Below are 15,048 nucleotides of genomic sequence, written 5' to 3'. Positions count from 1 at the left end.
TGCGGCGTTTGACTATTGGGTAGCCGCCACAAAATTCACGTGCTGGCCCACATGCAGATTCAACCGCAGCTCATCGGCAATCCCCACCGCGACCCGGTTCAACCGTTCCAAGGGCTCGGCCAGCCCCGGCTCAAGATTGCCGCCGACCTGGCTGAAATGCTCAATGGTCAGCCCGGCCACGCCGTGCGGCGCATTGACCAGCGTCCAGTGCGCCGAACTGCTCTGCAATGCTTCGCGGATTTCTTCGGCAGCATGACGCTGCAACGGGTCGGCCAATTCCGGATCGTCCAGCACCGCGAAGTCGCCAACCACAAACAACCGCGCCACCCCCGCCGCCTGCAAACCGTCCACCAGCGCATCCACCGCCAGCACTTGTTCCACCGGCCCGAGCACCACGGATCTTTCGACATGATCGCTGCTGAACGGCAGCCCCGGCGCATCCAGTAAACAGATCACCGCCGAACTGCCGGCCACACTCTGGTTGACCCGTTCGGCATCGAACAGATCGCCGCTTTTGGTACGCAGCCCCGGACGCGGTGCGAGAGCGGTAAGGTCGTCGAGAATCGCGATGACTTCGTGCTGACGGCGCAGCATCTCAGCCATCAATGCAGCGCCCAGGCTGGACATGGCACCATAGAGCACCACTTTCACCGTCGGGGTTTCAGCATTTTTCATGGCTGTTTTCCTTGTTGTTGGCCTATATGGCGTGTGACCGGTGGAAAACACCGAGGGTTCGAATCGATTCAGAGGGATTCAGATGCAAGCGATCAAGGGTTACCACGCCCACGTGTATTTCGACGCCAGCACCATCGATCAGGCGCGGGCCTTGTGCGAGCAAGCCGCGCAGTTGTTTCCACTGAAAATGGGCCGCGTCCACGAGCGCCCGGTCGGTCCGCACCCGGACTGGAGCTGCCAATTGGCCTTCGGCCCGGAGTTGATCGGCGACGTACTGCCGTGGCTGGCGCTCAATCGCAAAGGTCTGGTGGTGTTTCTGCACCCGGACACCGGCGATGATTTGCTCGATCACACTGAACATGCGATCTGGATGGGCGCGATCCGGCCGCTGGATCTGTCTATTTTCTGATCAAAGGGTTTCTTCGGGTTCGCCCGACAAGTGCTCATCCAGATGCACCAGCGAAAGGTAGCTGAAAGCTTCCCCGATTAGGATCGCCCCACTTCCGGCAACAGACCGGTTGGCCAACGCGTGTGTTTGCTCGCTCGCCCGGCCCAATTAACAACAACAATGGTGATTCTGATGTCCTCTGTAGCCCGCCTTCTCGCTGTCACTCCGCCCGTACGCCTCGTGCTCCCCGTTCTGCGCTGATCCCGCCCGATCTGCTCATTTAACTAGCCGCGCTACGCCTGGAGTATTCCCATGCTGACTTTCCTTGGCTTTGCCATGGTCATCACGTTCATGTTTTTGATCATGACCAAGCGCCTGTCTGCGCTGATCGCCCTGATCATTATTCCGATCATCTTCGCCCTGTTCGGCGGTTTTGCGCCGAAGATCGGCCCGATGATGCTCGAAGGCATCACCAAGCTTGCGCCGACCGGCGTGATGCTGATGTTCGCCATTCTGTATTTCGCCCTGATGATCGACTCTGGCCTGTTCGACCCGGCCGTGCGCAAGATCCTCAAACTGGTCAAGGGCGACCCGCTGAAAGTTTCGGTCGGCACCGCCGTACTGGCGCTCGTCGTTTCCCTTGATGGTGACGGCGCGACCACTTATATGATCTGCGTGGCCGCCATGCTGCCGCTGTACAGCCGCATTGGCATGAGCCCGCGGATCATGGCCGGTCTGATCATCCTCGCCGGTGGCGTGATGAACATGACCCCATGGGGCGGCCCGACTGCCCGTGCTGCCAGTGCGCTGCATGTCGACCCGTCGGACATCTTTGTGCCGATGATCCCGGCGATGGCTGCCGGTGTGGTGGCGATCCTGATCATTGCCTACTTCTACGGCAAACGTGAGCGTGCGCGTCTGGGTGAACTGCACCTGATCGGCGATGAAATGGATCACAGTGAAATCAGTGTTTCGCAGTTCCCGGATGCCCGTCGTCCGAAACTGATCTGGTTCAACGGCCTGCTGACCCTGGCGCTGATGTGCACGCTGATCGCCGGCCTGCTGCCGCTGCCGGTGCTGTTCATGGTGGCGTTCAGTATCGCGATGATCGTCAACTACCCTTGCCTGCAAATGCAGAAGGATCGCGTCGCAGCCCACGCCGGTAGCGTGCTGTCGGTGGTCAGTCTGATTTTCGCGGCGGGTATCTTCACCGGTATCCTTTCCGGAACCGGCATGGTCGACGCCATGTCGAAAAGCCTGTTGGCAGTGATCCCGGACTTCCTCGGCCCGTACCTGGCGGTGATTACCGCGCTGGTGAGCATGCCGTTCACATTCTTCATGTCGAACGACGCGTTCTACTACGGTGTGTTGCCGGTGCTATCCGAAGCGGCCAGCCATTACGGCATCACCGCCGTGGAAATGGCCCGTGCCTCGATCGTCGGTCAGCCCGTCCACTTGCTGAGTCCGCTGGTGCCATCGACTTACCTGCTGGTGGCATTGGCCGGCATCGAATTCGGTGACCATCAACGCTTTACCCTGAAGTGGGCAGTGCTGGTCTGCCTGTGCATACTGGTTGCCGCATTGCTGTTGGGGGTTTTCCCGCTGTTCAGCACGTTGTAACGGCCTCAAACTACCGCGCCGCCAGCTGATTGCTGGCGTCGTGGTTTAACACTCGCTCAAAGGAATACACATGGAATGGCTGACCAACCCTGAAATCTGGGTTGCCTTCTTCACCCTGACCGCCCTGGAAATCGTCCTCGGCATCGATAACATCATCATGATTTCGATCCTGGTCAGCCGCATGCCGAAACACATGCAGCAGCGCACCCGGATCTTCGGTCTTGGCCTGGCCATGGTCACCCGAATCCTGTTGCTGCTGTCGATCACCTGGGTCATGCGCCTTACCGCCGATCTGTTCGAAGTCTTCGGCCAGGGCATCTCCGGTCGCGACCTGATTCTGTTCTTCGGTGGCCTGTTCCTGTTGTGGAAAAGCTCGCAGGAGATGTATCACGCGCTGGAAGGTGAAGACGAAAGCGACGACACGCCTGGCGGCAAGGGCGGCAACTTCCTCTACACCATCATCCAGATCGCGATCATCGACATCGTGTTCTCGCTGGACTCGGTCATCACTGCCGTCGGCATGGTGTCCCACGTTCCGGTCATGGTCGCGGCAATCGTCGTGGCGGTGCTGGTGATGATGCTGGCGTCGGGCAAGATCAGCGAATTCATCGACAAACACCCGTCGCTGAAGATGTTGGCGCTGTCGTTCCTGCTGGTGGTCGGCACCGTGCTGATCGCCGAGTCGTTCGACGTGCACGTACCGAAAGGGTACGTCTACTTCGCGATGGGCTTCTCGCTGGCGGTTGAAGCGATCAACATCAAGTTGCGCACCGCGATGGCGAAAAAGAAGAAGCAGCAAGACCCGGTGAAACTGCGTAAAGACATCCCGGGCCAATAACCCGGTAACTGCCTACATGCAGCACCCCTGTGGGAGCGAGCCTGCTCGCGAAGACGGCGTGTCAGTCGACAGAAATGTTGGCTGACCCACCGCTATCGCGAGCAGGCTCGCTCCCACATTTGTTTGTGCAGCCCCCGAAACGCCAGACAACGCACACCTTGTGGGAGCGGAGTGTCAGCCGACATCAATATTGCCAGTGCCGCCGCCATCGCTGGCAAGCCAGCTCCCACAGGATTTTCATTCCACCGATGATTCTTGCCTGTGCCCAAACCCTGTAGGAGTGAGCCTGCTCGCGATAACTGACTGCCAGTCGCCATCTGTGGTGGCTGACCCACCGCTATCGCGAGCAGGCTCACTCCCACATTTGTTTGTGCAGCCCCCGAAATGCCAGGCAACGCACACCTTGTGGGAGCGGAGTGTCAGCCGACATCAATATTGCCAGTGCCGCCGCCATCGCTGGCAAGCCAGCTCCCACAGGATTTTCATCCCACCGATGAGTCTGTGCCTGAGCGCAAAACCTGTAGGAGTGAGCCTGCTCGCGATAACTGACTGCCAGTCGCCATCTGTGGTGGCTGACCCACCGCTATCGCGAGCAGGCTCACTCCCACATTTGTTTGTGCAGCCCCCGAAATGCCAGGCAACGCACACCTTGTGGGAGTCTGGCTTGCCAGCGATAGCGGAGTGTCAGTCGACATCAATATTGCCAGTGCCACCGTCATCGCTGGCAAGCCAGACTCCCACAGGGTTTTCATTCCACCGATGATTCTTGCCTGTGCCCAAACCCTGTAGGAGTGAGCCTGCTCGCGATGACTGACTGCCGGTCGCCATCTGTAGTGGCTGAACCACCGCTATCGCGAGCAGGCTCACTCCTACATAGCGCTTCAGTGGACTTAAAATTGTGTTGGTCTTCAGGTGCTTCGCCGTTTGTGTGAGGTTTTTTTGATGACAGTTTTGTTTCAATCCACTCTTTAGCTGTGCAATGCTGGCGCCCAGACCGTTAGCCAACTACAGCTTAAGTATCAAAAACGTAGAAACCGCGCGGCACCGTCAATTTGCCTCTTTGGGGCGCTACCACCACAGGGGGTCTGCATGCTCACCCTGCTCAATTTGCTTTCTGCCGTGGCCCTGCTGATTTGGGGCACGCACATTGTTCGAACCGGCATCCTGCGGGTGTACGGCACCAACCTGCGCCATGTGATTGGCCAGAACATGTCCAAGCGCTGGCTCGCGTTCGTTGCCGGTATTGTCGTGACCGCGATGGTGCAGAGCAGCAACGCCACGGCGATGCTCGTCACTTCATTCGTCGGCCAAGGGTTGATGGCGCTGACGCCGGCGCTGGCGACCATGCTCGGCGCCGACGTCGGTACGGCGCTGATGGCGCGGGTGCTGACGTTCGACTTGTCGTGGTTATCGCCGCTGTTGATTTTCCTTGGGGTGATTTTCTTTCTGTCGCGCAAACAGACGCGGCTCGGGCAGATGGGCCGGGTGGCTATCGGGCTGGGGCTGATCATTCTGGCGCTGCAACTGATCGTTGAAGCCGCCGCACCGATCACCCACGCGCAGGGTGTGAAGGTGATTTTCGCCTCGCTGACCGGCGATATCCTGCTCGACGCCTTGGTCGGTGCGTTGTTCGCGATGATTTCCTACTCCAGCCTCGCGGCGGTGCTGCTGACCGCAACGCTGGCGGGTGCCAGTGTGATCAGCCTGCCAGTGGCAATCGGTCTGGTGATCGGTGCCAACATCGGCAGCGGCGTGCTGGCGTTCATGAGCACCAGCATGCAGAACGCTGCGGGTCGGCAAGTGGCGCTCGGCAGTCTGCTGTACAAACTCATCGGCCTGCTGCTGATCATCCCGGTACTCGACCCGCTGGTGCACTGGATCGACAGCCTCGATTTCAGCCCGCAGGAAATGGTCATCGGCTTCCACCTGCTCTACAACACCGCGCGTTGCCTGATTCTGCTGCCGAGTGTCGGGCCGATGGCGCGGTTGTGCGCGTGGTTGCTGCCGGAACGGCCGGAGGTCAACGGCACCGCCAAACCCCGACATCTCGACCCGACAGCGCTGGTCACCCCGAGTCTGGCGCTGGCCAACGCTGCCCGTGAAACCCTGCGCATGGGCGATCTGCTCGACAACATGCTCGACGCCACGCTCGATGTGTTGCGCGGTAAGCAAACCGCCATCACCCAGGAAATGCGCCGTCTCACCGATGACGTCGAAGCGCTGTACAGCGCGATCAAACTGTATCTGGCGCAAATGCCCCGCGAGGATCTCGGCGAGCAGGACAGTCGGCGCTGGGCGGAAATCATCGAACTGGCGATCAACCTGAAACTCGCCAGCGACCTGATCGAACGCATGCTGCGCAAGATCCAGCAGCAGAAGACTTCGCAGCGCCGCTCGTTTTCCGAAGAAGGTCTGGAGGATTTGGCCGGGCTGCATCAGCAACTGATCGCTAATTTGCGGTTGGGGCTGTCGGTGTTTCTCAGTGGCGACCGGGAAAGCGCCCGGCAGCTATTGCGCGAGAAACGTCGCTTTCGCGCACAGGAACGCCGTTTGGCCCACGCCCATGTCAGCCGTTTGCAACGTAAGATCGTGCAGAGTATTGAAACCAGCTCGCTGCATCTGGAGTTGATTGCCGACATGAAACGGCTCAATTCGCTGTTTTGCAGCAGTGCTTATGTGGTGCTGGAGACGGCGGATACAGGCGCACTGGAAGCGGACGATATCGCCGACATTACGCATTCGCCTTGAACGTCTGCGGCTGGGGTCAGTCAGTAACTCATGATTCAGCTTCAAGGACGCCTTCGCTGGCAAGCCAGCTCCCACAGGATTTGCGGCGCACACAAAACCCTGTGGGAGCTGGCTTGCCAGCGATAGCGGTCTGACTGACGACACGGATCTCCAATTCAGCCGTATGGAAGCTCGTTATGCGTTGCCTGTTATTCGCCTGTTTACTGCTCGGTTCCCTGCCCGCCTTCGCCCTGGATCGTTTTCAGGTTGAAGGCTATGCGCTGCCCAACGGCCTGCAACTGTTGCTCAAACCCGGCACCGAACGTGGGCATGTGGCAATTCGGCTGGTGGTCGGCGTGGGCATGGATGACTTCGGTTGCGATAAAAAAGAGCTGCCGCATCTGCTCGAACATCTGCTGTTCAGCGGCATCGACGCCACCGGTGAAGGTGGCATCGAGGAGCGCATGCAGGCGCTGGGCGGCGACTGGAACGCCTTCACCAGCAACGCCGACACCACGTTCGTCATCGAAGCCCCGGCGAAGAACCAGCGCAAGGTGCTCGACCTGCTGCTTGATCTGCTGACCCAGACGCGCATCGATGACAACGCGATCAACGCCGCCAAACGTGTGGTCGAGCGCGAGGACGGTGGCCACTACACACGCCTGCGCCGCTTCCTCGACCGCCAGGATCTGGGCCACAGCGCCAGCAATCAACTGGCGGTGGAACTCGGCCTGAAATGCCCGCAGCGCGCCGAGGTCGATCACCTGACCCAGAAGCAATTGGAGAAGGTGCGCAAGACCTGGTACGCGCCGAACAACATGACGCTGATCGTGGTCGGCGAACTCGACAAGTTGCTGCCGGCCTATCTGGAACGCACCTGGGGCGCGCTCGAAGCGGTTGATCCGGCGGAGCATCGTCCGCTGCCGGACATCCGTATCAGTGCTGCCCATGAACGCACGCTGACACGCGGTTTCATCGGCGACGGCGCCAAGCTGCACTGGCTGGTGCCGGAACCGGTGCTGGACGAGCAGTACGATGAAACCTTCGATCTGCTCAAGGATTACCTGGATTGGGCGCTGTATCGCCAGTTACGTCTGAACCATGGCTTGTCTTACGGGCCGTGGGCCGAGCGTGAGGTATTCGGTGGTGTCGGCTTCATGAGCCTGAATGCCGATCTGGATCGTGACGACGTGGCCGAGGCCGAGCAGGTGATTGAAGACCTCAAGGCGGATCTGCTGAAAAACGGTCTCGACGCCGACACCTTCGCCCGCCTCAAACAAGCGGCCATCGCCCATCAGGCTTGGGCGGTGCAGGGCAACAGCGGAATGGCTGACTATTACTGGAGCGCGCTGGGTGATTACGAGGACGGCCGCTTCGCCGACCCCGCCCGTGAGCTGCAAGGGGTGACGCTGGAAGCGGCGAACAAGGCCATGCGCGAGTTGCTGCTGCAACCGGGGTATTTGCGGATTGAAAAGCCGTTGTTCGGTGATGATGAGGTGCTGTGGCTGATTGCGGGTGGGCTCGGTGTGTTGCTGCTGATTTTGATTGGCTGGCGATTGCATCGCCGAGGCCAGTCCAAACCTCAAGACTGACGAGAACTCCTGTGGTGAGGGGATTTATCCCCGTTGGGTTGCGCAGCAGCCCCAAAACCTGCGAACCGGATCATTCAGATACATCGCATTTGCAGGATTTACGACGGTTGCGCCGCCGAACGGGGATAAATCCCCTCGCCACGGGGGGTGGGCGGCGGTAACCTTTCGGGGTTTTTTCCTACAGTGTTGTGAATCGCCAAAATGCAAAAAATCCGCCTCCTGATCCAGCGCATTCTCGAACTGATGAAGCGCTATCCCGGGGTCATTGCGCTTGGCGGTTTCCTGTCCGGGGTCGGCAGTTTCATTCTGGTTGATCGCCAGCAAGGTCTGGCGACCTGGATCACCATCATCATGCTGCTCAGCTGGATCTGGCTGATGCTGGAAAACACCCTGACCGGCCTGTTCACCCGCGTGTTCAAACGGGAAATCCCCCAGCCGCTGCTGCGTTACGCGACGCAGATGATCCATCAGGAAAGCCTGTTTTTTGTCCTGCCGTTCTTCTTCATCACCACCACCTGGAACAGCGGTCAGCTGGTCTTCACCGGGCTGCTGAGCATCGCCGCGCTGATCTCGATCACCGACCCGCTCTATTACAAATGGCTGGCGCCACGGCGCTGGGCGTTTCTCGCGTTGCACACCCTGACCCTGTTCGCCGCCCTGCTCACCGCGCTGCCGGTGATCATGCACCTGACCACGTCGCAGAGCTTTAAATGGGCGCTGGGGATTTCCGTGCTGTTGTCGTTCCCGAGCCTGGCGTCGATCTTCCCGATCCGCACCGTGCGCAACGCGCTGGCGATTTTGTGTATCACCGTCGGCATCGGCGCGGCGGGCTGGACCCTGCGTTCGTGGGTGCCGCCGGCAACGTTGTGGATGACTGACGTGGCGATCAGCACGCAGTTGCAGGATCGCACCCCCGGCGCCAGCCTCGAACAGGTCAGTGCCGAGCAGATCCGCAACGGCGGGCTCTACGCCTACACCGCGATCAACGCGCCACGCGGGCTCGATGAGCGGATCTATCACGTCTGGCAGTTCAACGGCCAAGAGGTCGACCGCATCGCCCTGGATATTCATGGCGGACGCAAGGAAGGCTACCGGGCGTGGACGCACAAGCAGAACTTCCCCGGCAACCCGGCGGGCAAATGGCAGGTGCGGGTACTGACCGAGGACGGTCAGGTGATCGGCGTGCTGCGGTTTGAAGTGACAGACAGCACAGCGATCAAAGAAAAGTAATCCGGTTCGTGCTATTACGTATCCCAGCGTATTTAGCCGAACAAGCACGGAGCTTATGACCAGCAGCTCGATGACAGGCAGTGCCCAACTGGACACCTCCGCCGCCCCTGCCCGTCTGCGGGTCACGGGGGACTGGACGCTCGCCCATTACGCCGACCTCAAGCACCTCAGCGAAAGCCTTCACGGCCAGTACGACGCCAACACCATCGTTGACCTCAACGGCCTCGGCGCGCTCGACACTGCTGGCGCTTCCTTGCTGGTGGAACTGCTCGGCTCCGAGCGCCTCGGCAAATCCGCCGAACACCCCGACTGCACGATTTCCCCCGCCGACCGCGCCTTGCTGCAGACGGTGTATCGCTCGCTGACCGACTTTTGCGTACCGATCAAGGAACCGGAAGTCAGCGTCAGCGTGCAACTGCTGACGCGCATCGGGCGTGCGGTGGACACGGTGTGGCAGGACACCCTGCAACTGCTGGGGTTTGTCGGGCTGATTCTGGAAACCATCGCGCGTGGCCTGTTCCGGCCCAAGCGCTGGCGGATCACGCCGATGGTCGCGCACATCGAGCAGACCGGCCTCGATGCTGCGCCGATTGTGGCGCTGCTGACATTTCTGGTCGGCGCGGTGGTGGCGTTTCTCGGCGCGACAGTGCTGGCGAGTTTCGGCGCCAGTATCTTCACCGTGGATCTGGTCGGCTTCGCCTTCCTGCGCGAATTCGGCGTGTTGCTGACCGCGATCCTGATGGCCGGGCGCACCGCCAGTGCGTTCACCGCACAGATCGGTTCGATGAAGGCCAACGAAGAAATCGACGCGATCCGCACCCTCGGCCTCGACCCTATCGAGTTGCTGGTGGTGCCGCGAGTGTTGGCGTTGCTGGTGGCGCTGCCGATGCTGACCTTTCTGGCGATGCTCTGCGGGATCATTGGCGGCGGCGTGGTCTGTGCGGTGTCGCTGGGGATTTCTCCGGCGATGTTCCTCGCGCTGCTGCAAAGCGATATCGGCATTCAGCATTTTCTGGTCGGGTTGGTCAAAGCGCCGATCTTCGCCTTCCTGATCGCGGCGATTGGTTGCCTTGAAGGCTTCAAGGTCAGTGGCAGCGCCGAATCGGTCGGCGCCCACACCACGTCCAGTGTGGTGCAGTCGATTTTCGTGGTGATCGTGCTCGACGCGGTGGCCGCACTGTTCTTCATGGAGATGGGCTGGTGAGTCGTCTACCGCGCGCGCCCTCGGAGGCGGTGATCGAAGTCCGTGGCCTGTGCAATCGCTTCGGTAGCCAGAGCGTGCACGAGAACCTCGATCTGGACTTGTACAAAGGTGAAATCCTCGCGGTGGTCGGTGGCTCCGGCAGCGGCAAATCGGTGTTGCTGCGTAGCATCATCGGTTTGCGCAGGCCCAGCGAAGGCATGGTCAAAGTGTTCGGCAAGAACCTGCCGAACCTGTCCGAGGAACAGCGCTCGCAGGTCGAACGGCGTTTCGGTGTGCTGTTTCAGAAAGGCGCGCTGTTCTCTTCGCTGACCGTCACCGAAAACGTCGCCCTGCCCCTTATCGAACACGCCGGTCTCAGCCGCAATGACGCCGAGCATCTGGCAGCGGTGAAACTGGCGCTGGCCGGGTTGCCGTTGTCGGCGGCGGACAAATACCCGTCGTCGTTGTCTGGCGGCATGATCAAGCGCGCGGCGCTGGCCCGGGCGCTGGCGCTGGACCCGGACATCCTGTTTCTCGACGAACCCACCGCCGGTCTCGACCCGATTGGCGCGGCGGCCTTCGATCAATTGATCCTGACCCTGCGCGACGCGTTGGGCCTGAGCGTGTTTCTGGTGACCCACGACCTCGACACGCTCTACACCATCACCGACCGCGTGGCGGTGCTGGCACAGAAGAAAGTGCTGGTGGCCGGTCCGATCGATGTGGTTTCGGAAACCAACGACGCGTGGATTCACGAATACTTCCACGGCCCGCGCGGCCGCTCGGCGCTGGACGCCGCCAAATTGCTCAACGAGGTCTGACATGGAAACCCGAGCCCATCATGTGTTGATCGGCCTGTTCACGGTGATTGTCGTGGCGGGCGCCCTGCTCTTCGGGCTGTGGCTGGCCAAGTCCAGTGTCGATACCGAGTTCAAGGATTACGAAATCGTCTTCAGCGAAGCCGTCAGCGGTCTGTCCAAGGGCAGTTCGGTGCAGTACAGCGGGATCAAGGTCGGTGACGTGGTCAGTCTGCGACTCGACCCGAAGGACCCGCGTCGAGTGCTGGCGCGGATTCGCCTGGGCGGCGACACGCCGGTCAAGGAAGACACCCAGGCCAAACTGGCACTGGCCGGGATCACCGGGACCTCGATCATTCAGCTCAGTGGCGGCACCCCAGAGAGCCCGAAACTCCGTGGCCACGACGGAAATTTGCCGACCATCGTCGCAGCGCCCTCGCCTATCTCGCGGCTGCTCAATGACAGCAACGACTTGATGAGCGGCATCAGTACCCTGCTAAACAATGCCAATCAGATGTTTTCTGCCGACAACGTCACGCGCATCAGCGCCACCCTGGCGCATCTGGAGCAAACCACTGGCGCGATCAACGATCAGCGCGGCGATCTGCGCCAAGCCATGCAGCAACTGGCGAGTGTTGGCAAACAGGCCAGCAGCATGCTCGAACAGACCTCGCTGTTGATGCGCAACGCCAATGGCCTGCTCAACGATCAGGGCAAGCAGGCGCTGGGCAGTGCCGAGCAAGCGATGAAATCGCTGGAACAGAGCAGCGCCACCATCAACGCCTTGCTGAGCAAAAACCAGAACTCCCTCGACAGCGGCATGCAGGGCCTCAACGGCCTGGCGCCGGCAGTGCGCGAACTGCGCGAAACCCTCGGCTCGCTGCGCGCCATTTCGCAACGCCTTGAGGCCAACCCCAGCGGCTACCTGCTGGGCAGTGACAAGAACAAGGAGTTCACGCCATGAAGCTGACTCATCTCGCCCTCCTCGCCAGTTTCACGTTGCTGGGTTCGTGCTCGATCCTGCCCAAGTCGGAGCCATCGGACGTCTATCGGCTGCCGACCGCCCAGGCGCCCGCCTCGGCCAGTTCGGCGGCGACTCAGCATTGGTCGCTGCGCTTGAACAAATTGCAGGCCAGCGAAGCGCTGAACCGGCCGAACATCGCCGTGATTCCGCAAGGTGATGTGATCAGCAGCTACAAGGCTTCGCGCTGGAGCGATCCGGCGCCGGTGCTGGTGCGTAATCGACTGCTTGATGGGTTTCAGCGTGATGGCCGGGTGACGTTGCTCAGTACCGATGACAGCAACTTCCAGGCGGATCTGGAGTTGGGCGGCAGCTTGCAGGCGTTTCAGACTGAATATCAGGGTTCGCAGGCCAGTGTTGTGGTGCGGGTCGATGCGTTGCTGATTCGTGGATACGACCAGCGCATCCTCGCCAGCCGCCGCTTCGAAGAGCGCCAGCCGCTGAATGACGTGAAGGTGCCGGCGGTGGTCGCAGGCTTCGGCCAGGCCAGCGACCGATTGACCGCGAAGGTTGTGGCGTGGGCCGTGGATCAAGGCCAGAAACTCGCACCACAGAGACCCTGATTCACCTCAATCCCTGTGGGAGCTGGCTTGCCAGCGATGGCGGTGTGTCAGCCAACAGAGCTTTTGGATGTGCTGGCCTCATCGCTGGCAAGCCAGCTCCCACAGTTTTTTGTGATCAGCCGAAGAACCAGTAGCACACGCCAATTGCGCCGAGCACGCCGGCGAATTCTGCCAGCAACGCGCAACCCACTGCATGCCGTGCCCGCTGAATCCCCACCGCACCGAAGTAAACCGCCAGCACATAGAACGTGGTCTCGGTGCTGCCCTGTACCGTCGCCGCGACCAGCGCCGGGAAGCTGTCGACACCTGAGGTCTTCATCGTTTCGATCAGCATCGCCCGGGCGGCGCTGCCGGAGAACGGTTTGACCATCGCTGTCGGCAGCGCATCGACAAACCGCGTGTCCCAACCGGCCCACTCGACCAGATGGCGAATGCCCTCCAGACCAAAGTCCAGCGCCCCCGAAGCCCGCAGCACACCGACCGCACAAAGCATCGCCACCAGATACGGCAGTAGATTCTTGGCAACGTCGAAGCCTTCTTTGGCGCCTTCAACGAACGCCTCATACACCTTCACTTTGCGTAACGCGCCAATCACCAGAAACAGCATGATCAGCCCGAACAGCGTGAGGTTGCCGAGGATCGAAGACAGCCCGGCCAGCGCCGTGGCTGACATCGTGCCGAGCAGCGCCATGAAGCCGCCAAGCATCAGCGCCCCGGGAATCAGATAGGCCAGCACCACCGGGTCCCAGATGCGCAGGCGTTGCATGAACGCCACCGAGAGGAAACCGACGATGGTCGAGCAACTGGTCGCCAACAGAATCGGCAGGAACACCAATGTCGGATCGGGCGCGCCTTGCTGAGCGCGGTACATGAAGATCGTCACCGGCAGCAGGGTCAGCGAAGAAGCGTTGAGCACCAGGAACAGAATCTGCGCGTTGCTGGCGACGGTGGCGCTGGGGTTGAGTTCTTGCAGCGCTTTCATCGCTTTGAGGCCGATGGGCGTGGCGGCGTTGTCGAGACCGAGGCCGTTGGCGGCGAAGTTCAGGGTGATCAGGCCGAGGGCCGGGTGACCGGGCGGGACTTCCGGCATCAGCCGCAGAAACAGCGGGCCGAGCACCTTGGCCAGCCATTCGACGATCCCGGCTTTTTCAGCGATGCGCAGAAAGCCCAGCCACAGGGTCAGGGTGCCGAACAGCAGCACCATGACTTCGACCGACAGTTTGGCCATGGCGAAAATGCTTTCCACCATCGCCGCGAAGATCCCGGCGTTGCCGCCGATCAGCCACTGCGCCAGCGCCGACACGGCTGCCACGATGAAGAAGCCAAGCCACAGGCCATTAAGCATCAGTCAAATCCCCCGGAATATGCGGCGAATGATAGCGGGGTCGCCAGAAACGACAAACCCCGGATTTCTCCGGGGTTTGTTTATAGCGGCTGGTGACGATCCCTGTGGGAGCGGGCTTGCCCGCGATGGAGGTGTGTCAGTCAACAGAGACGTTGAATGTGCCGGCCTCATCGCTGGCAAGCCAGCTCCCACAGGTTTTGCGTTACGGCTTGGAAATCTCGCCGGCTGGCAGTTTTTCCTTGCTGCGCCAGTGCGGCAGGGAGTTCCAGTAGCGCTGGCCCTTGGCGTCGTCGTACATGCCTTCCCAACGGGAGATGACCAGTACCGCCAAGGCGTTGCCGATCACGTTCAGTGCAGTACGCGCCATGTCCATGATGCGGTCGACACCGGCGATGAATGCCAGGCCTTCCAGCGGAATACCCACGCTGCCCAGCGTGGCCAGCAACACCACGAAGGACACGCCCGGTACACCGGCGATGCCTTTGGAGGTGACCATCAAAGTCAGAACCAGCAGCAGTTGCTGGCTGATCGACAGGTCGATGCCGTACAGCTGGGCAATGAAGATCGCCGCGATGGACTGGTACAGGGTCGAACCGTCGAGGTTGAACGAGTAACCGGTCGGTACCACGAAGCTGCAAATGGCTTTCGGCGCGCCGTAGGCTTCCATCTTCTCGATCACGCGCGGCAGCACGGTTTCCGAGGAGGCGGTGGAGTAAGCCAGCACCAGTTCATCTTTGAAGATGCGCATCAGCTTCAGTACGGAGAAGCCGAACAGGCGAGCGATCAGGCCCAGTACCACGAAGGCGAAGAAGGCGATGGCGACGTAAACCAGGATCACCAGTTTTGCCAGCGGCACCAGCGAGGCGAAGCCGAAGTTGGCCACGGTCACCGCGATCAGTGCGAATACGCCGATAGGGGCGTAGTTCATGATCATGTGGGTGACTTTGAACATGCTTTCCGAGACGCCCTGGAACATCTTCACCAGCGGCGCGCGCAGGTCCGACTGCAGGCTCGACAGACCGAGACCGAACCGCACGGAGAAGAAGATGATCGGCAGCATTTCGCCGCG

General features: G+C 60.8%; 13 protein-coding genes. 10 read left to right on the top strand and 3 right to left on the bottom strand.

What is annotated here, in order from left to right; genetic code table 11:
- Positions 1–12: 12 nt before the first annotated feature.
- Positions 13–675 carry an NAD(P)-dependent oxidoreductase gene (locus tag ACIOZM_RS26270; RefSeq protein ID WP_401219220.1) on the bottom strand — a complete coding sequence of 221 codons (663 nt, stop codon included), beginning with the start codon at positions 673–675 and terminating at the stop codon, positions 13–15.
- 82 nt (positions 676–757) lie between these two features.
- Between ACIOZM_RS26270 and ACIOZM_RS26265 the strand changes: the two genes are divergently transcribed.
- The 10 genes from ACIOZM_RS26265 (at position 758) to ACIOZM_RS26220 (ending at position 12,634) form a co-directional block, all read left to right on the top strand.
- Positions 758–1,084, top strand: coding sequence for a DOPA 4,5-dioxygenase family protein (locus ACIOZM_RS26265; protein ID WP_401219218.1), 327 nt, complete (start codon positions 758–760; stop codon positions 1,082–1,084).
- A gap of 291 nt (positions 1,085–1,375) precedes the next feature.
- Positions 1,376–2,683: a CitMHS family transporter gene (locus ACIOZM_RS26260; protein ID WP_401219215.1), complete on the top strand. Its 1,308-nt coding sequence runs from the start codon at positions 1,376–1,378 to the stop codon at positions 2,681–2,683.
- 70 nt (positions 2,684–2,753) lie between these two features.
- Positions 2,754–3,521, top strand: coding sequence for a TerC family protein (locus ACIOZM_RS26255; protein ID WP_401219212.1), 768 nt, complete (start codon positions 2,754–2,756; stop codon positions 3,519–3,521).
- 1,089 nt (positions 3,522–4,610) lie between these two features.
- Positions 4,611–6,269 (top strand): Na/Pi cotransporter family protein, encoded by a 1,659-nt coding sequence (locus ACIOZM_RS26250; RefSeq protein ID WP_401219210.1) that lies wholly within the window; start codon positions 4,611–4,613, stop codon positions 6,267–6,269.
- A gap of 176 nt (positions 6,270–6,445) precedes the next feature.
- Entirely contained in the window at positions 6,446–7,840 is a 1,395-nt protein-coding gene (locus ACIOZM_RS26245) for a M16 family metallopeptidase (protein WP_401219207.1), read from the top strand.
- Positions 7,841–8,041: 201 nt separating this feature from the next.
- Entirely contained in the window at positions 8,042–9,070 is a 1,029-nt protein-coding gene (locus ACIOZM_RS26240) for a DUF5924 family protein (RefSeq protein WP_401219205.1), read from the top strand.
- A gap of 55 nt (positions 9,071–9,125) precedes the next feature.
- The gene (locus ACIOZM_RS26235; protein WP_401219202.1) at positions 9,126–10,274 is read left to right on the top strand and encodes an MlaE family lipid ABC transporter permease subunit; all 1,149 of its coding nucleotides are present in this window, start codon (positions 9,126–9,128) and stop codon (positions 10,272–10,274) included.
- The gene (locus tag ACIOZM_RS26230) at positions 10,271–11,074 is read left to right on the top strand and encodes an ABC transporter ATP-binding protein (RefSeq protein WP_401219199.1); all 804 of its coding nucleotides are present in this window, start codon (positions 10,271–10,273) and stop codon (positions 11,072–11,074) included. The genes ACIOZM_RS26235 and ACIOZM_RS26230 overlap by 4 nt, the downstream gene beginning before the upstream one ends.
- A gap of 1 nt (position 11,075) precedes the next feature.
- Positions 11,076–12,014 carry an MlaD family protein gene (locus ACIOZM_RS26225; protein WP_401219196.1) on the top strand — a complete coding sequence of 313 codons (939 nt, stop codon included), beginning with the start codon at positions 11,076–11,078 and terminating at the stop codon, positions 12,012–12,014.
- Positions 12,011–12,634, top strand: coding sequence for an ABC-type transport auxiliary lipoprotein family protein (locus ACIOZM_RS26220; protein ID WP_401219194.1), 624 nt, complete (start codon positions 12,011–12,013; stop codon positions 12,632–12,634). Before ACIOZM_RS26225 ends, ACIOZM_RS26220 begins: the two co-directional genes overlap by 4 nt.
- A 115-nt stretch (positions 12,635–12,749) precedes the next feature.
- Here ACIOZM_RS26220 and ACIOZM_RS26215 read toward each other — a convergent pair whose 3' ends face one another.
- Together ACIOZM_RS26215 and ACIOZM_RS26210 are read right to left on the bottom strand one after the other, a co-directional pair.
- The gene (locus tag ACIOZM_RS26215; protein ID WP_401219191.1) at positions 12,750–13,979 is read right to left on the bottom strand and encodes a nucleoside recognition domain-containing protein; all 1,230 of its coding nucleotides are present in this window, start codon (positions 13,977–13,979) and stop codon (positions 12,750–12,752) included.
- Between the two features lie 202 nt (positions 13,980–14,181).
- Positions 14,182–15,048 (bottom strand): cation:dicarboxylate symporter family transporter (locus ACIOZM_RS26210; protein ID WP_401219189.1); only part of this gene is annotated, 867 nt, incomplete at its 5' end.

The sequence above is a fragment of the Pseudomonas sp. NPDC087346 genome (assembly GCF_044744235.1).
Lineage (GTDB): Bacteria > Pseudomonadota > Gammaproteobacteria > Pseudomonadales > Pseudomonadaceae > Aquipseudomonas.
This window is presented reverse-complemented; position numbering and strand designations above follow the sequence as displayed.

Excerpts from the sequence above, each read along its gene's own strand:
- ACIOZM_RS26235 (WP_401219202.1), top strand. The coding sequence starts at position 9,126 with ATGACCAGCAGCTCGATGACAGGCAGTGCCCAACTGGACACCTCCGCC.
- ACIOZM_RS26255 (WP_401219212.1), top strand. The coding sequence starts at position 2,754 with ATGGAATGGCTGACCAACCCTGAAATCTGGGTTGCCTTCTTCACCCTG.
- ACIOZM_RS26240 (WP_401219205.1), top strand. The coding sequence starts at position 8,042 with ATGCAAAAAATCCGCCTCCTGATCCAGCGCATTCTCGAACTGATGAAG.
- ACIOZM_RS26220 (WP_401219194.1), top strand. The coding sequence starts at position 12,011 with ATGAAGCTGACTCATCTCGCCCTCCTCGCCAGTTTCACGTTGCTGGGT.
- ACIOZM_RS26270 (WP_401219220.1), bottom strand. The coding sequence starts at position 675 with ATGAAAAATGCTGAAACCCCGACGGTGAAAGTGGTGCTCTATGGTGCC.
- ACIOZM_RS26260 (WP_401219215.1), top strand. The coding sequence starts at position 1,376 with ATGCTGACTTTCCTTGGCTTTGCCATGGTCATCACGTTCATGTTTTTG.
- ACIOZM_RS26265 (WP_401219218.1), top strand. The coding sequence starts at position 758 with ATGCAAGCGATCAAGGGTTACCACGCCCACGTGTATTTCGACGCCAGC.
- ACIOZM_RS26225 (WP_401219196.1), top strand. The coding sequence starts at position 11,076 with ATGGAAACCCGAGCCCATCATGTGTTGATCGGCCTGTTCACGGTGATT.
- ACIOZM_RS26215 (WP_401219191.1), bottom strand. The coding sequence starts at position 13,979 with ATGCTTAATGGCCTGTGGCTTGGCTTCTTCATCGTGGCAGCCGTGTCG.
- ACIOZM_RS26245 (WP_401219207.1), top strand. The coding sequence starts at position 6,446 with ATGCGTTGCCTGTTATTCGCCTGTTTACTGCTCGGTTCCCTGCCCGCC.
- ACIOZM_RS26250 (WP_401219210.1), top strand. The coding sequence starts at position 4,611 with ATGCTCACCCTGCTCAATTTGCTTTCTGCCGTGGCCCTGCTGATTTGG.